Origin of the sequence: Intrasporangium oryzae NRRL B-24470 (assembly GCF_000576595.1) — a bacterium.
Taxonomy (GTDB): Bacteria; Actinomycetota; Actinomycetes; order Actinomycetales; family Dermatophilaceae; genus Intrasporangium_C; species Intrasporangium_C oryzae.
The window spans coordinates 1-16468 of the sequence record NZ_AWSA01000072.1 but is presented as its reverse complement, the minus strand read 5'-3'; the positions used below and the strand labels follow the sequence as shown (position 1 = coordinate 16468).

Here is a 16468-nt window from a genome sequence, read left to right as displayed (position 1 = left end):
ACCGGCGGGAGCGCGCGGAGCTCGCGCGCCTGTTCTCACGGCTGCACCCCGAGCCGCCGAGCCGACTCGCGCGTCGGCGTGTCCGCGCTCGTTCGGGTCCCGTCGACGGTCGCGCGACCCTGCGCGAGCAGCTGCGCCGGATGGGCGAGCCGGGCCGGATCAGGCACCGTCGTCGCAGCACCCGCCCGCGGCGCGTCGTCCTGCTCATCGACGTGTCGGGGTCGATGAGCGCCTATGCCGACAGCCTGCTCCGCCTGGCCCACGCCTTCGTCCAGGCGTCGCCGTCGGTCGAGGTCTTCACGATGGGGACCCGCCTCACCCACGTGACGCGGGCCCTGCGTGAGCGCGATCCCGACCGGGCCCTCCTCGCGGCCGGGCAGGTCGTCCCGGACTGGTCGGGCGGCACCAGGCTCGGCGAGGCGATCGGGGCCTTCCTCGACCGGTGGGGTCGGCGGGGGATGGCCCGCGGCGCGGTCGTCGTGGTCTTCTCCGACGGCTGGGAGCGGGAGGGCCCCGAGCTGCTCGGCGAGCAGATGCGCCGGCTGAAGGCGCTCTCCCACCGGGTCGTCTGGTCCAACCCCCACCGGGGCAAGATCGGCTACGCGCCCGTCCAACAGGGCATCATCGCGGCCCTCCCATACGTTGACGACTTCGTGGCGGGCCACTCGCTCGCCGCGTTCGAGGAGCTGATCGAGGTGGTGGCTCGTGCGTGAGGTCCTGAGTGAGCTCATGGAGTGGTGGTCGGCCGGCGAGGAGGTCGGCGTCGGCACGGTCGTCGGCACGTGGCGCTCCGCCCCCCGCCAGCCGGGGGCGTCGATGCTCGTCGGACCCGACGGGTCGGCGGTCGGCTCGGTCTCGGGCGGCTGCGTGGAGGGCGCCGTCTACGAGCTGGGCCAAGAGGTCGTCGCCTCGGGTACGCCCGTCCTCCAGCGCTACGGCGTCAGCGACGACGATGCGTATGCCGTCGGGCTGACCTGCGGGGGCATCCTCGACGTGTTCGTGGAGAAGGTCTCGAAGGACACCTTTCCCGAGCTCGGTGACGTCGCCGCCGACATCGCGGCCGGCCGCCCGGTCGCGGTCGTCACCGTCATCGAGCACCCGGAGCCCGCCTGGCTCGGCCGGCGGATCATCGTCCACCCCGAGGCCGACGGGGAGGAGGCCGACGGGGACGCCGACGAGCACGCGCACCAGGATGCCGGCGCGGCCGGTGACGGAACAGGGCGCGGAGCCGAGGCGGGCGCGGGATCCGGCCCAGCGGCATACGCGCCGGGGACGGGCACGCTCGGGAGCGCGCGGGCCGACGACGCCGTGCGCGACGACGCCCGCGGCATGCTCGCGGCCGGCCGGTCGGGGATCCTCACGTACGGACCCGACGGCGAACGGCGCGGCGAGGGGATGCGCGTCTTCGTCGCCGCGCACGCGCCCAAGCCGCGGATGCTCGTGTTCGGTGCGATCGACTTCGCGGCGGCCGTCGCGCGGGTGGGCAGCTTCCTCGGCTACGTCGTGACGGTGTGCGACGCGCGCCCCGTCTTCGCGACGAAGTCTCGCTTCCCCGGCGCCGACGAGGTCGTCGTCCGGTGGCCGCACGACTACCTCGAGGAGGAGGTCGCGGCGGGACGCGTCGATGCGCGGACGGTCATCTGCGTGCTGACCCACGACCCGAAGTTCGACGTGCCGCTCCTCGAGGTGGCCCTCCGGCTCCCCCACGTCGCCTACATCGGCGCGATGGGCTCCCGGCGCACGCACGAGGACCGGCTCGAACGGCTCCGCGAGGCGGGCCTCACCGAGGACGAGCTCGCTCGGATGAGCTCGCCGATCGGCCTCGACCTCGGAGCGCGCACACCCGAGGAGACGGCCGTGAGCATCGCGGCGGAGATCATCGCGCTCCGGTGGGGCGGTGGCGGCGAGCGGCTCGCCTCGACGGCGGGCCCGATCCACCACCATCACCCCGCGCACGAGACTCCGGTTCCGGCCGGTCCGGAGCGCTGACTCGGCGGCGGATGCGGCGGCACCGACTGATCGGGCGAAGATCGGGCAGATCTGATCTACAGTCGCGTGTGCCTACCCTTGTTCTCATTCCGGGCGCCGGTGGGTCGGCGTGGGTCTGGAGTCGAGTCACCCGCCTCCTGCAGGAGGCCGGCCACGAAGCGATCGCCGTCGATCTGCCCGGTGACGACGAGACCGCCGGACTGCCTCGTTACACCGAGCTGGTCGTGGACGCGATCGGTTCACGCCCGGAGGTCGTGCTCGTCGCAGGGTCGCTCGGAGGTTTCACCTCGCCCCTCGTCTGCGAGCGGGTGCCCGTCCGCGAGCTGGTGCTCGTCAACGCGATGGTTCCTGAGCCTGGTGAGAGGGCACGCGACTGGTGGGCCCACACGGGGGCGGTGGAGGCCCAGGAGGAGGCAGCCCGTGCCGGTGGCTACGGCCCCTTCGACATGGCTACCTACTTCCTGCACGATGTCGACGCCCAGGTCGCGGCCGAGGGTGAGCCGTACCAGCGCGCCGAGGCCGACGTCGTCTTCGAGTCGGTGTGTGACTTCAGGGCGTGGCCGGCCATCCGGATCCGAGTCCTGGCGGGCGCTGACGACCGCTTCTTCCCGGTCGGCCTGCAGCGCCGGGTCGCTCGTGACCGCCTCGGCGTCGAGGCAGACGTGCTTCCGGGTGGGCACCTGCTGCCTCTTGCGCAGCCTCGGCTCGTGGCCGACTACCTGCTGCAGTCGACTCGCACTGCGGAAGCGGGCTGAGTCCGTCCCGCGTTCCGGGTGCGGGGCTCTGTAGCTGCGCGCTCAGGGGTGCAGCGTGGTGGTGACCACGTCGACGACCGCCTGGGCAATCCGCTGGTGGCCGCTGGCGTTCGGGTGGTCGCCGTCCGGCGCGAGGTAGTGCGTCTCGTCGTAGGAGTAGTCGGGGCCCTTGAAGGCTGCTCGAAGGTCGACGTAGGCGGACCCGGTGGCGGCAGCGGTCTGGCTGATGACGGTGTTCACCTGGTCTGTGACGGCGGTGGCGGCGTCCACGTAGGCCTGGCCCTGCGCCTCGGCGTAGGCGCCGCCGAGCCACACGCTCCAGTAGTCGAGGAGCACGACGAGGACGCTGTGGTTCCCTGCCAGGGCGTGAACCCGGGCGACGATGTCGCGCAGGTTCCGCTCGACGGTCGGCACCATCTCCTGGTAGCAGCTGACGGTGGTCCCGCACGTGGTGCTGTAGCCCACGTCGTTGGCGCCGACCTCGATCTCGACGACGTCGGCGGTCGCGACGTGGGACTCGGTGTCCTGATCCGTCAGGACCGAGGAGAGCACGTCGGAGCTCGTGGCACCGTTGACGGCGGCGTTGGTCGCCGAGACCTCACGGGTGCCGGGGATGGCGAGCGACGAGGCGCTGAGCTGCGGGTAGGGCGTGCACCCGCATCCGCCGCCGGCCGGCACCGAGTCGCCCAGCGCGACCACGGACCAGGGGCCCGAGTGGGTGGCGCTCGGTGATCCCGTCGTGCTCGAGGCGGTGGGCGGCCGGCTGTCGGAGCCCGACGCCTGGCCGTCCGCACAGCCGCCCAGCAGCAGGAGAGCGGTCGAGACAGCGACCGCCCAGGGTGCACGTGAGCGTCCCCGGCCCATGCGGAGATCCTAGGGCGGCACCCTGAGCGCCTTCTGAGTTGCGTTGGCGGGCAGGTGAGCGCGGCCGGGCGGACGGCAGAGGTGGCGGACGGGACGCCGGACGGCCGGCCGGGCGGCGCGTCAGGAGGCGCGCGGCCGCCAGCGCTTCCAGACCGCGGTCGCGGCGGCGCGCACCTTGCCGTCCCACACGAGCTCGACGTCGACCGACATCTCCGGCTCCGACGCGGAGGTGATGACGCCACGCAGCTCGACGGTGTCGTGCAGGGGCGCCGGTCGCAGGTAGCGGACGTCGAGCCCCGCGGTGACGTAGGACAGGTCGGCCCCCGGCAGCGGCGGCCAGCTACGGCGCTCCGCCTCGAGCATGACGGCGGCGGCGCTGTGGCAGTCGAGGACGGTGGAGATGATCCCACCGTTGAGGTAGCCGAGGCCGTTGTCGTGCTCGGGCCACGGGGTGAACACCGCGGTCACTCCGTCGTCGGCGGGATAGCTCTTGAGCTGCAGCCCCTTGGGGTTGGCCTGGCCGCAGCCGAAGCAGGGCAGGTCGGGATAGAGCCGCTCCTGGATGCTGAGAAGGGCCTGGTCACCAGCCGCCGTCATCGGCACTCCGTCCTCTCGCACGAAGGACCGCACGCGTCGCCGGGCGATCCGGGCCCAACCGTACCGCCCGGGTCGCGGGACCAGATTGGTCCAACCTCTTGATGAGTTGACCTCGGGGTGCGACGGTTGGAGGCATGAGTCACGGTGGGTTCACGCCGATCGCCCGGCGGTCGGTGTCCGACGAGGTCTTCGCCGAGCTGCGCGACGCGATCCTCACCGGCCGGTTCGCGCCGGGGGATGCGCTGCCGCCCGAGCGCGACCTCGCGATGTCGTTCGCCGTCAACCGCCACGCGGTGCGCGAGGCGCTCAAGAGCCTGCAGGCGGGCGGATTCGTCCGCGTCGTCCACGGGGGCGGCACCCGCGTCCTCGACGTACGCAGCACCGCCGGCCTCGACCTGCTGGCCCACCTCGCCCGGTCCTCGGTCAAGCCCGATCCCGGCATCGTCCGCGACGGGCTCGAGATGCGCCGCTGCATCGGCATCGAGGCGGCCCGCCTCGCGGCCCTCCGCGCCGACGCGGCAGCCCACGCGCGCATCGAGGCGAGCTGTGCGGCATACGGCGACCCCACCCACCCCGACGCGGACCGCGCGTTCTGGCTGGAGGTCGTCGTCGCGAGCGGCAACGTCGCGTTCCGGCTGGCCCTCAACTCCCTCGTCCAGGCCATCGACGCGTGGCCCGACGACATGGACCCGGTCCTCGCGGGCGACCGCGCCGACCTCGTCCCGCACGCGCCGCTCGCCGCCGCGATCATCGCCGGTGACGCCGCCCGCGCCGGCGCGCTCGCCGACGAGATCCTCACCCAGGCCATCGACGTCTGGGCCGCGCTCACCGCTCCGGGCGGCAGGAACAAGGAGGCGTGATGGTCGACATCATCGCCATGGCGATCCCGTTCTTCATCCTCTTCATCGTCGTCGAGGTCGTCTCGCTCTGGCTCGCGCCCGACGACGAGGAGGTCGGCTACGAGGTCCGCGACACGGCGACGAGCCTGTCGATGGGCCTCGGCAGCGTCGGCATCGGCGTCTTCTACCGCGCCCTCTCGCTCGTCGTCTTCGCCGCGCTCTACGCGTGGACCCCGCTCCGCCTCGACACCTCGCTCTGGTGGGTGTGGGTCGTCATCTTCTTCGCCGAGGACCTCGCCTACTACTGGTACCACCGGGCCCACCACGAGGTCCGGATCCTCTGGGCGAGCCACGTCGTGCACCACTCAAGCCAGCGCTACAACCTCTCGACGGCGCTGCGACAGACGTGGACCCCCTTCGGCGGCATCCCGTTCTGGGCGCCGCTCGCGCTCCTCGGCATCCCGCCGTGGGCGATCTTCCTCCAGCAGTCGATCTCGCTGCTCTACCAGTTCTTCCTGCACACCGAGCGCGTCGGGACGCTCTGGCGACCCGTCGAACTCGTCATGAACACCCCGTCGCACCATCGCGTCCACCACGGGATGAACAGGTCCTACCTCGACCGCAACTACGGCGGCATCCTCATCATCTGGGACCGCCTCTTCCGCTCCTTCGAGCCAGAGCGCGAGAGGGTCGTCTACGGCCTGACGAAGCAGCTGCGCACCTTCAACCCGCTCGTCGTGGCCACGCACGAGTACGCCGCCATCTGGCGCGACGTCCGGGCGACCTCGTCGTGGCGTGCGCGGTGGGGGTTCGTGCTGCGCGGGCCCGGCTGGCAGCCACAGGCCTGAGCCGCGCCCCACGTCGCACCTGCTGCGCTTCGGGGCAGGCGCTGCTGTTCACCCAGCCGCCCGTGCCCCGAAGCGCAGCACACAACCCCGCCACCCGACACGCTCACAAGCAGACCCGGCCCGTATGCCGCCGGGCTCGGTCCGCGCCGACGCGCGGTCCCGGCCCAGCGGCATACGGGCCCGGGTGGTGGCCCTGGGCAGGGGGCGCTACTTCGAGCTGGACGTCTTCCAGAGGTTGATCCCGCCGTCGACCGCGTGCTGGTCGATCCTGGCCAGCTCGTCCTCGGTGAACTCGAGGTTGTCGAGGCAGCCGAGGCTGTTCTCGAGCTGGGTGACCGAGGAGGCGCCGATGAGGACCGAGGTCACGCGCTGGTCGCGGAGCACCCAAGCAAGCGCCATCTGGGCGAGGGACTGGCCACGCGCCTGCGCCATCTCGTTGAGGGCGCGGATGTGCGTGAGGTTCTGCTCGGTGAGCAGGTCGGTCGACAGCGACTTGTCCTGCGCGGCCCGCGAGCCCTCAGGGACCCCCTTGAGGTACTTGTCCGTGAGCATCCCCTGGGCGAGCGGCGAGAAGGCGATGCAGCCGACGCCCTCCTCGCCGAGGACATCGAGGAGGTCCTCCTCGACCCAGCGGTTGAGCATCGAGTAGCTCGGCTGGTGGATGAGCATCGGCGTGCCCATCTCGCCGAGGATCTCGATGGCCTCGCGGGTCCGGGCGCCGGAGTAGGACGAGATACCGACGTAGAGCGCCTTGCCCTGGCGCACCGCGGTGTCGAGCGCGCCCATCGTCTCCTCGAGCGGGGTCGTCTCGTCGAAGCGGTGGCTGTAGAAGATGTCGACGTAGTCGACACCCATCCGGGCGAGGGACTGGTCGAGGGACGACAGCAGGTACTTGCGGGAGCCGCCCCCCTGGCCGTAGGGGCCCGGCCACATGTCGTAGCCGGCCTTCGTCGAGAGGATGAGCTCGTCGCGGTAGCGCTTGAAGTCCTGCGCGAAGATCGTGCCGAAGTTGCGCTCGGCGGAGCCGTAGGGCGGTCCGTAGTTGTTCGCGAGGTCGAAGTGCGTGACGCCGAGGTCGAACGCGCGCCGCAGGGTCGCACGCTGGCGGTCGAGCGGGACGTCGTCACCGAAGTTGTGCCACAGCCCCAGCGAGACGGCCGGCAGATCCAGCCCGCTGAGGCCGGTCCGCCGGTAGATCATCGAGTCGTAGCGTCCGCGAGCGGCCTGGTAGTCGTCGGCGTGGAGTGTCATGAACGCCATTCTCCCCTGTGAATGCCGGGGGTTCGACCGCGTGTTCGACCGCGCGTTCGACCGGCCGTTCGAGCGAGGCCCTTGTGCGCGAGGTGACCGGGAGTAAGACTCAGCGCAAGGGAAGCCACTGCAGCGCGGCAGGAGGACATCAGCATGACCCGAATCCATGTGACCGTCGACGGGGTCGCGTACTCCGACGAGGTCGAGCCCCGGACCCTCCTGGTCCACTACCTCCGGCAGTCGCTCGGCAAGACCGGGACCGTCGTCGGGTGCGACACGAGCAACTGCGGGGCCTGCACGGTCCACCTCGACGGGGTCAGTGTGAAGTCGTGCAATGTGCTTGCCGTCCAGGCCGACGGCCACGAGGTGACGACGATCGAGGGGCTCGCCGAGGACGGTCAGCTGCACCCGGTCCAGCAGGCCTTCCACGAGTGCCACGCCCTCCAGTGCGGCTACTGCACGCCGGGCATGATCATGCAGGCCTGCGACGTGCTCAAGGACAACCCCGACCCCACCGAGGCCGAGATCCGCGAGGGCCTGGAGGGCAACCTCTGCCGGTGCACGGGCTACCACAACATCGTCAAGGCGGTTCAGCAGGCCGCCGGGCAGATGCGTTCCGCCTCGAGCGGCTCGGGCGAGACGGCCGACGCGACGGAAGCGGCGGAGGTGTCGGCATGACCATCACCGAAGACGCCCCCACCGCGGGCCCCGAGATCGGCAAGGCCCGCCGGCGCAAGGAGGACCAGCGCCTCATCACCGGCCGGACCCGGTGGACCGACAACATCACGCTCCCCGGCATGCTGCACCTCGCCATGGTTCGCAGCCCCTTCGCCCACGCGACCATCACGGCCATCGCGACCGACGAGGCCAAGGCCTCCCCCGGCGTGATCGCAGTCCTCACCGGGCGTGACCTCGCGGACGGGCAGGGCGTCGTCGCCAACGCCTGGCCGATCACGACGGACCAGGTCACGCCGACGCACCTGCCGGTGGCCGTCGACCGCGTGGCCTGCGCCGGCGAGATCGTCGCCATCGTCGCGGCCCGCTCCGCGGCCGAGGCCCGCGACGCCGCCGAGCTCGTCGACGTCGACTACGACGAGCTGCCGGCGGTCCTCGATCTCAAGGAGGCCGTCAAGGACGAGGTGCTGGCCCACCCCGACCTCGGCACCAACACCTCCGCCGTGTGGACCCTCGACTCGGCCGCCCAGGGATCGGGAACCGACGTCGAGGACGAGATCGCCAAGGCACGTGAGGACGGCATCGTCCTCGAGCGGGAGTTCCGCCAGCAGCGGCTCATCCCGGCCTTCATGGAGCCGCGCTCGACCGTGTGCGACCCGACCGGCGAGCAGATGACGGTCTGGACCTCGACGCAGGTGCCTCACATCCTCCGCTTCCTCGTCGCCGCGACCACCGGTATGCCGGAGTCGAAGATCCGCATCATCGCCCCCGACGTGGGCGGCGGGTTCGGTGGAAAGCTCCAGACGACGCCGGAGGAGTTCGCCACGATCGCCGTCGCCAGACGGCTGGGCAAGCCGTGCAAGTACACCGAGACGCGCAGCGAGTCGCTGCTCTCGGGCCACCACGGACGCGACCAGTGGCAGAAGCTGACGTTGAGCGCCCGCAAGGACGGCACCGTCACCGGCCTCAAGGTCGAGCTGCTCGCCGACCTCGGCGCCTACGTCGGCGTCGTCGGCGGTGGCGTTCCCGTGCTCGGCGCGTGGATGTTCAACTCGATCTACAAGTTCGCTGCCTACCACTTCACGGTTCGGACGCTGCTGACCAACAAGACGTGGGTCGACGCCTACCGCGGTGCCGGTCGCCCCGAGGCGACCTTCGCCGTCGAGCGGATGATGGACGAGCTCGCAGCCGAGCTCGGTCGTGACCCGCTCGAGGTCCGGGAGCAGAACTGGATCAGGCACGAGGAGTTCCCCTTCACCACGGTGGCGGGCATGACCTACGACTCGGGCAACTACGAGGCCGCGACGGCCAGGGCCAAGGAGCTCTTCGGCTACGACGCGCTGCGCGCCGAGCAGCAGCGCCGCCGCGAGGCCCACGACCCGGTGCAGCTCGGCATCGGCGTCTCGACGTTCACCGAGATGTGCGGCCTCGCGCCGTCCCGCATCCTCGGCGCCCTCAACTACGGTGCCGGCGGATGGGAGTCGGCGAGCATTCGGATGCTCGCCACGGGCAAGGTCGAGGTGCTCACCGGCACGTCGCCCCACGGGCAGGGCCACGAGACGGCGTGGAGCCAGATCGTCGCCGACCGGCTCGGGGTCCCCTTCGAGGACGTCGAGGTGCTGCACGGCGACAGTCAGATCTCGTCCAAGGGCATGGACACCTACGGCTCGCGCTCGCTCGTCGTCGGGGCCGAGGCCGTGGTCCGCGCCGCCGACCGGGTCATCGACAAGGCCCGGCCCATCGCGGCCCACCTGCTCGAGGCCAGCGTCGACGACATCGAGTTCACGGCCGGCAGGTTCGGCGTCAAGGGGACCGACAAGGGGATCACCATGGCCGAGGTGGCGCTCGCCACGTGGACCGGGCACAACCTGCCCGACGGTGTCGAGCCCAGCATCGACGCCGACGCGACCTTCGATCCCGACAACTTCTCGTTCCCGCACGGGACCCACCTGTGTGCGGTCGAGGTCGACACCGAGACGGGCAAGACCACGATGCGCTCCTACGTCTGCGTCGACGACGTCGGGACGATCATCAACCCGCTCATCGTGGAGGGTCAGGTGCACGGCGGAGTCGTCCAGGGCATCGCACAGGCGCTCTGGGAGGGCGCGGAGTTCGACGAGCAGGGCACCCTCGTGACGGGCTCCTTCGTCGACTACACGCTCCCGACGTCGGCCGACACGATCAGCCTCGTCACCGACCACACGGTCTCGCCGTCGACCTACACGGCCTTGGGCACCAAGGGCGTCGGCGAGGCGGGCGCGATCGCCTCGACACCTGCGGTCGTCAACGCGATCGTCGACGCCGTGCGCCACCTCGGCGTCTCGGACATCACCATGCCGTGCACGCCCGAGCGCGTGTGGAAGGCGATCCAGGTCGGCTCGGCCGGCGCTACCGAGGGCGAGCGCGGGGCCGCAGCGCACTTCGACGACGGCGCGCCCAACCAGGACTCGCCGCAACCGTCCGACACGACCGAAGGTGGTGCCCAGTGATCCCCGCATCGTTCGACTACGTCGCCCCGACGACGGTCGACGAGGCCCTCGCGGCGCTCGCCGAGCACGGCGACGACGCCAAGGTCCTCGCCGGCGGGCAGTCCCTCCTGCCGATCCTCCGGATGCGGCTCAACGCGCCGGGTGTTGTCGTCGACCTCGGCCGTATCCCCGACCTCCAGGGGGTGTGTGACGACGGCGACCACATCGTCATCGGCGCGATGACGACGTATGCCGCTGTGCTCGCCGACGACCTCGTGTCCACTCACGCGTCCCTGCTGTCCAAGGCGGTCGCGACCGTGGCCGACCCGCAGATCCGGCACCGCGGGACCCTCGGCGGGGCCCTCGTCCACGCCGACCCCGCCGGGGACGTCGGCGCCCCCGTGCTCGCACTCGGGGCCGAGCTCGTCGTCGCCGGCCCGGGTGGGCAGACCCGGACGGTCACGGCGGACGACTTCTTCGAGGACCTCTTCACCACGGCGGTCGGCGAGGGTGAGTTGCTGACGCAGATCCGCATCCCGAAGCACACCGGGTGGGGCGCGCACTACGAGAAGTTCGTGAGGGTCAGCCACCAGTGGTCGATCGTCGCGGTCGCGGCCACGGTCCGGAGCGAGGGCGGCACGATCGCCGAGGCGCGGGTCGGCCTGACCAACATGGGCTCGACGCCGCTTCGCGCGGTCTCGGTCGAGAACGCGCTCGTCGGGCAGCCCGCGACGGACGAGGCGATCCGCGCGGCGGTGGCGTCTGTGGCCGACGGCACCAACCCGCCCTCCGACCTCAACGGCGACTCCGACTACCGCCGGCACCTGGCGACCGTCCTCACACGTCGCGCCGTCCTGGCGGCGGCGGGGGCGTGAGGCGCCGATGGAGCTGACCCACTCGTTCACGGTCCCGACAGCGGTCGACGACGCCTGGGACCTCTTCATGGACCTCGAGCGCGTCGGCTCCTGCTTCCCCGGCGCGACCGTGACCGAGGTGACCGACAAGGGCTTCTCCGGCACGGTCAAGGTCAAGCTCGGCCCGATCGCCCTGCTCTACACCGGCACGGGGTCGTTCGTCGAGCGCGACGACGCGAGCCACCGGGCGACGCTCGAGGCGAAGGGCAAGGACAAGCGGGGCAACGGCACGGCCGGGGCCACCGTCACGATCGCCCTCTCCCCCGACGGGACGGGCACGCGGGCCGATGTCGTCACCGACCTGGCCGTGACCGGCAAACCGGCGCAGTTCGGCCGGGGCGTCATGCAGGACGTGTCCGACAAGCTGCTCCTGGCCTTCGTCGACTGCATCGAGAAGCGGCTGACCGCGGGTCCGGAGGAGCCGGTGCCGGCCGAGGCCGCGGTCCCCGCGCCGGTTCCCGCAGCCGAGACCGCCGTTCCTGCGGTGGTCGCGCCAGCGGCCGCCGCGCCCGTGCCGGTGCCCGCGGCGGCCGCGCCGTCAGCAGCGCCACGCACCCAGCCCCCGTTCGGTGACTCGAGCGAGACGCACACCGCGGGCATGAGCGCACGGCCGTCGGCGGCATACGCCCGCCCACCGAGGACGGTGACCTCCGAGATCGAGGAGGACAACGCGCTCGACCTCGGGTCCGCAGTCATGCCCGTCCTCATGCAGAGGTATGCCGGGTACGCAGCGGCCGCCGTCATCGGGATCGTCATCGGGTGGCTCTTCGGACGGAGCCGTTCGCGCTAGACCCAGCCCGTCCGCTGGCCCGGTCGATCGACCGGGCCAGCGGCGTCTCGAAGGAGTGAGATGTCCCGCGTCATCGTCATCGGCGGCCACGGCAAGGTGGCACTCCTCACCGCGCCCCTGCTCGTGGCAGCAGGTCATGAGGTGCGCGGTGTGATCCGCAACCTCCACCACGGCGACGACGTCCGGGCCTCCGGGGCGGAGCCGGTCATCGCCGACGTCGAGCACCTGTCGATCGAGGGGATCGCCGAGGTGATGGCGGGCTGCGACGTCGTCGTCTGGTCCGCTGGAGCCGGCGGCGGCAACCCCAACCGGACCTACGCCGTCGACCGCGACGCCGCGATCCGGTCCATGGACGCCGCTGACCTCGCCGGGATCGACCGCTACGTCATGGTGTCGTACTTCGGTGCCGGCCCCGATCACGGTGTGCCGCAGGACAACCCGTTCTTCGACTATGCCTCTGCCAAGACCACCGCAGACGCACATCTCATGACCACCGACCTGGCGTGGACCATCCTGCGTCCGAGCACGCTGACCCACGACGAGCCGACCGGGCGGATCGAGTCGGGCCCCGGCGTGGTGGCTGGGCACGTCTCCCGTGGCAACGTCGCGCTCGTCATCGCGGCGGTCATCGCCCATCCGGAGACGACGTCCCGCCGGGTCATCGCGTTCAACGACGGTGACCGACCCATCGCCGAGGTCGTCTCGGCGCCCTGACCCGCTCGCGACGATCGGCCGTGCGCCACTCCCCTGGTGGTGAGGCCCGCTGGTCGTCAGGTCGGGCGTGCCGTCGAGAGGCAGCCAGCGACGACGGCGGCCACCCACCGGCGCGCCTGGCGGGCCAGCGCCCACTGGGTCACCTCGTGGGTGAGCGGCCGCACCCAGGCTGGCCTGACGGCATACGGGTAGACGAGGACGACGCAGGTGCCCTCCCCCTCGGGGTCGAAGCGCCAGCGCGGGCCGGACGGGCGCACGTGCGGCGGCAGGCGCAGCCGCACGGGGCCGAGACCGTCCGCGACGCGACGCGCCGTTTCCGGCGGGACGGCGACGTGGGAGTCCGCACTCACCTGGGGCACGAGACGACTGTATGCCGCCCTGCCGTCCGTCGCCTCGGAGCGCGCCCCACGCGGCCCGACAGCGGCCGTGTCGGGGGCCGTGTCAGGGGCGGTGTCAGGGGCGGTGTCAGGGGCGGGTCAGCGGCCGACCGGGGTGGCGAGGACGATGCTGATGTCGTCGTAGTTCTGGGAGGCGGCGTTCCAGCTCCCGCCGCACGTGACGAGCAGGAGCCGCTCCGGGCCCGAGAAGTCGTAGAGCTTCTGCGAGGCGATGATCCGCGGGTAGTCGCGCTTGGAGTTGACCTCGCGCCAGACGCGGGTCACCACGTATGAGCACCGGTCGCCGTTGTCGAGGACGAGGTGGATGAGCTGGCCGGTCCGCACCCGCTTGGCGAAGTCCTCCTTGAAGATCGCGGACCCGTTGCGGTACGTGTGCCCGTTGGTGAGGACGGTGCCGGCGCCGGAGCCCGGCTTCGGCCCGTGCTCGTACCAACCGGCCTTCGTGCGGTCGCGGGGGTTGCCGAGCGGGTACTGGCCGGAGGAGTCCTTCGGCGCGGTCCGATCGAGTCCGATCTTCTCGAAGGGTGCGTCGACCCCGAGGGCGGGATACACGAGGCGTTCGGGGACACCCGGGTGACACGTCGTCTCTCGCGTCGTCGGCGATGCGGTGCTCGACGGGCTGGAGGTCGTTGCCGGCGGGGTGTAGGTGCTGGCGAACGAGCCGGCAAGCGGGGACCGGCTCGAGGTCGACCCGTCCCCGGTGGCGCCCCACAGCAGGGCGGCGCCGACGACCGCGAGCAGGCACGCGAGGGCATAGCTCGCGAGCCGTCTGCGCTGCGACATGGCCACCACCTCAGGGTACGTGCGCGACGACGAGCCGCCCCCGTGCTGGCGGGCGACTCGTCGTCACTGGCAGGGCTGTCGGGATGGGCGGGCGGTCAGGCGTGAGGCGCCGAGCGGCGGCGCCGCGTGGCGAGGTCGTGCCCGACGAGACCGGCGGCCCCGAGGAGCAGGCCCGAGCCGACCAGGGCGTTGACCGGAGTGCTGCCCCCGTCACCGCCGGTGCCCGGCGCACCCGTGCCGGGGACCGTCTCAGTGCCGCCGCCACCAGCCGGCGGCGTCGTGGGGGGCGGAGGCACGTTCGTCGTCTTGTGCGGCGGCGGCGGCGTGTGGGTCTTGGTCGGTGGGGTCGTGGGAGTGGTCGGCGGTGTCGTGGGGGTGGTCGGTGGGGTGGTCGGCGGCGGGGTCTTCGTCTCGCAGGCGGTGCGCCCGGGGTCGCTGCCCCCGACCTGGACCACGACGGACTTGCCCTGGGCATCCGAGAACGTGTCGCCCACCTGGGGCGGTCCGCTCTGGCCCGTCAGCGAGTGCCAGTCGACGTAGATCGGCTGCTTGCCGGCCTTGAGCCGCTCGGCGACGCCCGGCTTGTCGACGTACTTGCAGACCCAGACCTTGTGGTCCTTCGGCGGTGCGGCGCCCTGCGCCGCAGAGGTGATGCTGATGGTTCCGGCCAGCGCGAGGCCGGCCGCTGCCGCCAGCGTGAGGACGTGTCTCGAGACACCGATGGTGCTGGTTTCGCTCATGGTTCTCCCCTTCTTCTCTGAGCGCTCCCCGCGGCGCGTCCCCCGAGGGGCCATCCGGCCTGTCTCATCAATGTACGAGCCATTTGCATATTCGTGTGCTGAATGTCCCCAACCCCGAGCGAGGGACCTGGCGCCAAGTCGAGCCCGTATGCCGCTGGGCCGGGCCCCAGCGGCATACGGACCGGCGCGTGGACCGTGCGCGTTGGCCACGGGTCGGCGTCGCGCGCGTCGTCGGTCGCGACCACGCGTGTGCATCGGGGCCTCTGCGGGACGTACTCTCGATCGGGCCTCCCACACCCCCGGGACCACACGTCAACGACGACACAGTCAGGACACTCATGGCGCTCAGCGTTTTCGACCTCTTCTCGATCGGCATCGGTCCGTCGAGCTCGCACACCGTCGGCCCGATGCGGGCGGCCGCGCTCTTTGCCGAACGGCTGCGTGACGAGGGCCGGCTGGCCGAGGTCGCGCGGGTGCGTTCGGAGCTGTTCGGCTCGCTCGGGGCGACCGGGCACGGGCACGGGAGCGACAAGGCGGTCCTCCTCGGCCTCACGGGTGAGCGGCCCGAGGTCTGCGACCCCCGCGCTGTCGAGGGGCGCCTCGCGCAGATTCGCGAGGACCGCCGCCTCAGCCTTCTCGGCGAGCACGAGATCGACTTCGACGAGGCCGGCGACCTCGTGCTGCACCGGCGCAAGACCCTGCCCCTGCACCCGAACGGAATGACCTTCACGGCGCTCGACGCATCCGGCAACGTCGTGGCGGAGCACACGTACTACTCCGTCGGCGGCGGCTTCGTCGTCGGCGAGGGCGCCAACGGTTCGACGAAGATCGTCGAGGACACGACCCCCGTCGCCCACCCCTTCCGCACCGGCGACGAGCTGCTCGCGCACTGCCGCGAGACCGGCAAGTCGATCGCGCGGATCATGCTCGAGAACGAGCTCTCGTGGCGCACCGAGGAGGAGGTCCGCGCGGGGCTGCTCGACATCTGGCGCGTCATGAAGGAGTGCGTCCAGAACGGCATCCGCACCGAAGGGGTCCTTCCGGGTGGCCTGCGCGTGCGTCGGCGTGCGCCGGAGCTGGCGCGCCGGCTCCAGCTCGAGGGCGAGAGCACGGACCCGCTCCGCGGGATGGACTGGATCACGCTCTATGCGCTCGCGGTCAACGAGGAGAACGCGTCTGGAGGCCGCGTCGTGACCGCTCCGACCAACGGCGCCGCTGGCATCATCCCCGCGGTCCTGCACTACTACGCGAACTTCGTCCCCGGAGCCGACCGTGACGGGATCGTCCGCTTCCTGCTCACGGCCGGGGCGATCGGCGTCATCTACAAGGAGACCGCGTCGATCTCCGGGGCCGAGGTCGGCTGCCAGGGCGAGGTCGGCTCCGCCTGCTCGATGGCGGCCGGGGCCATGGCCGCGGTCCTCGGTGGGACCCCGGAGCAGGTCGAGAACGCCGCCGAGATCGGCATGGAGCACAACCTCGGCCTCACCTGCGACCCCGTCGGCGGGCTCGTCCAGATCCCGTGCATCGAGCGCAACGCGATCGCCTCGGTCAAGGCGATCACCGCCGCGCGGACGGCTCTTCGGGGCGACGGATCCCATGTCGTCTCGCTCGACAAGGTCGTCAAGACGATGCGCGAGACGGGCCGCGACATGAAGGTGAAGTACAAGGAGACCGCCCGGGGCGGGCTCGCCGTCAACGTGATCGAGTGCTGAGGCCGCGTCCCAGACCGGGTCGTATGCCGCTGGGCCCGTGACTGGGAAACTCCGTTTGCGCATGGTTGGGCTCGGACGGCCGGATTTGGTGCTGAGGCGGGTCCCGGGCTACTGTTCTCTTCGTCAGCCCG

The 16468-nt window shown here is 71.5% G+C and carries 17 protein-coding genes; 11 read left to right on the top strand and 6 right to left on the bottom strand.

What is annotated here, in order from left to right:
- From N865_RS20085 to N865_RS20075, 3 genes are all read left to right on the top strand, one after another.
- A partial coding sequence (locus N865_RS20085) for a vWA domain-containing protein (RefSeq protein WP_034810007.1) occupies positions 1-713 on the top strand: 713 nt, incomplete at its 5' end.
- Positions 706-1989 carry an XdhC family protein gene (locus tag N865_RS20080; protein WP_051511167.1) on the top strand — a complete coding sequence of 428 codons (1284 nt, stop codon included), beginning with the start codon at positions 706-708 and terminating at the stop codon, positions 1987-1989. The genes N865_RS20085 and N865_RS20080, both read left to right, overlap by 8 nt.
- A gap of 68 nt (positions 1990-2057) precedes the next feature.
- Positions 2058-2744, top strand: coding sequence for an alpha/beta fold hydrolase (locus tag N865_RS20075; protein ID WP_034810001.1), 687 nt, complete (start codon positions 2058-2060; stop codon positions 2742-2744).
- A gap of 42 nt (positions 2745-2786) precedes the next feature.
- Here N865_RS20075 and N865_RS20070 read toward each other — a convergent pair whose 3' ends face one another.
- Both N865_RS20070 and N865_RS20065 read right to left on the bottom strand, forming a co-directional pair.
- Positions 2787-3608 carry an SGNH/GDSL hydrolase family protein gene (locus N865_RS20070; RefSeq protein WP_051511166.1) on the bottom strand — a complete coding sequence of 274 codons (822 nt, stop codon included), beginning with the start codon at positions 3606-3608 and terminating at the stop codon, positions 2787-2789.
- A gap of 120 nt (positions 3609-3728) precedes the next feature.
- Positions 3729-4205, bottom strand: a complete 477-nt coding sequence (locus tag N865_RS20065; protein WP_034809999.1) for a PaaI family thioesterase — start codon at positions 4203-4205, stop codon at positions 3729-3731.
- 134 nt (positions 4206-4339) lie between these two features.
- Between N865_RS20065 and N865_RS20060 the strand changes: the two genes are divergently transcribed.
- Both N865_RS20060 and N865_RS20055 read left to right on the top strand, forming a co-directional pair.
- Positions 4340-5065 carry a FadR/GntR family transcriptional regulator gene (locus tag N865_RS20060; protein ID WP_051511165.1) on the top strand — a complete coding sequence of 242 codons (726 nt, stop codon included), beginning with the start codon at positions 4340-4342 and terminating at the stop codon, positions 5063-5065.
- Complete coding sequence (locus tag N865_RS20055) at positions 5065-5892, top strand: sterol desaturase family protein (RefSeq protein WP_034809998.1); 828 nt, start codon at positions 5065-5067, stop codon at positions 5890-5892. The genes N865_RS20060 and N865_RS20055 overlap by 1 nt, the downstream gene beginning before the upstream one ends.
- A 207-nt stretch (positions 5893-6099) precedes the next feature.
- Here N865_RS20055 and mgrA read toward each other — a convergent pair whose 3' ends face one another.
- Positions 6100-7143, bottom strand: coding sequence for an L-glyceraldehyde 3-phosphate reductase (mgrA, locus tag N865_RS20050; protein WP_034810002.1), 1044 nt, complete (start codon positions 7141-7143; stop codon positions 6100-6102).
- 153 nt (positions 7144-7296) lie between these two features.
- On the opposite strand from mgrA, the gene N865_RS20045 reads away from it, so the two are divergent.
- From N865_RS20045 to N865_RS20025, 5 genes are read left to right on the top strand one after another with little or no spacing between them, the layout of a single operon-like run.
- Positions 7297-7821, top strand: coding sequence for a (2Fe-2S)-binding protein (locus tag N865_RS20045; protein ID WP_034809997.1), 525 nt, complete (start codon positions 7297-7299; stop codon positions 7819-7821).
- Entirely contained in the window at positions 7818-10307 is a 2490-nt protein-coding gene (locus N865_RS20040) for a xanthine dehydrogenase family protein molybdopterin-binding subunit (RefSeq protein ID WP_034809996.1), read from the top strand. The genes N865_RS20045 and N865_RS20040 overlap by 4 nt, the downstream gene beginning before the upstream one ends.
- Positions 10304-11161 carry an FAD binding domain-containing protein gene (locus N865_RS20035; protein ID WP_034809995.1) on the top strand — a complete coding sequence of 286 codons (858 nt, stop codon included), beginning with the start codon at positions 10304-10306 and terminating at the stop codon, positions 11159-11161. Before N865_RS20040 ends, N865_RS20035 begins: the two co-directional genes overlap by 4 nt.
- Positions 11162-11168: 7 nt before the next feature.
- Complete coding sequence (locus N865_RS20030) at positions 11169-11990, top strand: SRPBCC family protein (RefSeq protein WP_034809994.1); 822 nt, start codon at positions 11169-11171, stop codon at positions 11988-11990.
- Between the two features lie 60 nt (positions 11991-12050).
- On the top strand, positions 12051-12704 hold the full coding sequence (locus N865_RS20025; RefSeq protein WP_034809993.1) for an SDR family oxidoreductase: 654 nt from the start codon (positions 12051-12053) through the stop codon (positions 12702-12704).
- Between the two features lie 56 nt (positions 12705-12760).
- Here N865_RS20025 and N865_RS20020 read toward each other — a convergent pair whose 3' ends face one another.
- The 3 genes from N865_RS20020 to N865_RS20010 form a co-directional block, all read right to left on the bottom strand.
- The gene (locus tag N865_RS20020) at positions 12761-13063 is read right to left on the bottom strand and encodes a hypothetical protein (protein WP_157557796.1); all 303 of its coding nucleotides are present in this window, start codon (positions 13061-13063) and stop codon (positions 12761-12763) included.
- 117 nt (positions 13064-13180) lie between these two features.
- Positions 13181-13885, bottom strand: a complete 705-nt coding sequence (locus tag N865_RS20015) for a class F sortase (protein ID WP_034809991.1) — start codon at positions 13883-13885, stop codon at positions 13181-13183.
- Positions 13886-13980: 95 nt separating this feature from the next.
- Positions 13981-14625 (bottom strand): hypothetical protein, encoded by a 645-nt coding sequence (locus N865_RS20010; protein WP_034809990.1) that lies wholly within the window; start codon positions 14623-14625, stop codon positions 13981-13983.
- Positions 14626-14963: 338 nt separating this feature from the next.
- Between N865_RS20010 and N865_RS20005 the strand changes: the two genes are divergently transcribed.
- A complete protein-coding gene (locus N865_RS20005; RefSeq protein WP_034809989.1) occupies positions 14964-16337 on the top strand; it encodes an L-serine ammonia-lyase in 1374 nt (457 codons plus the stop codon).
- Positions 16338-16468 lie beyond the last annotated feature (131 nt).

What these genes read in the sequence shown, in the direction of transcription:
- mgrA (WP_034810002.1), bottom strand. Translation starts at nt 7,143, where the DNA reads ATGACACTCCACGCCGACGACTACCAGGCCGCTCGCGGACGCTACGAC.
- N865_RS20070 (WP_051511166.1), bottom strand. Translation starts at nt 3,608, where the DNA reads ATGGGCCGGGGACGCTCACGTGCACCCTGGGCGGTCGCTGTCTCGACC.
- N865_RS20065 (WP_034809999.1), bottom strand. Translation starts at nt 4,205, where the DNA reads ATGACGGCGGCTGGTGACCAGGCCCTTCTCAGCATCCAGGAGCGGCTC.
- N865_RS20005 (WP_034809989.1), top strand. Translation starts at nt 14,964, where the DNA reads ATGGCGCTCAGCGTTTTCGACCTCTTCTCGATCGGCATCGGTCCGTCG.
- N865_RS20015 (WP_034809991.1), bottom strand. Translation starts at nt 13,885, where the DNA reads ATGTCGCAGCGCAGACGGCTCGCGAGCTATGCCCTCGCGTGCCTGCTC.
- N865_RS20055 (WP_034809998.1), top strand. Translation starts at nt 5,065, where the DNA reads ATGGTCGACATCATCGCCATGGCGATCCCGTTCTTCATCCTCTTCATC.
- N865_RS20060 (WP_051511165.1), top strand. Translation starts at nt 4,340, where the DNA reads ATGAGTCACGGTGGGTTCACGCCGATCGCCCGGCGGTCGGTGTCCGAC.
- N865_RS20045 (WP_034809997.1), top strand. Translation starts at nt 7,297, where the DNA reads ATGACCCGAATCCATGTGACCGTCGACGGGGTCGCGTACTCCGACGAG.
- N865_RS20040 (WP_034809996.1), top strand. Translation starts at nt 7,818, where the DNA reads ATGACCATCACCGAAGACGCCCCCACCGCGGGCCCCGAGATCGGCAAG.
- N865_RS20010 (WP_034809990.1), bottom strand. Translation starts at nt 14,625, where the DNA reads ATGAGCGAAACCAGCACCATCGGTGTCTCGAGACACGTCCTCACGCTG.
- N865_RS20030 (WP_034809994.1), top strand. Translation starts at nt 11,169, where the DNA reads ATGGAGCTGACCCACTCGTTCACGGTCCCGACAGCGGTCGACGACGCC.
- N865_RS20025 (WP_034809993.1), top strand. Translation starts at nt 12,051, where the DNA reads ATGTCCCGCGTCATCGTCATCGGCGGCCACGGCAAGGTGGCACTCCTC.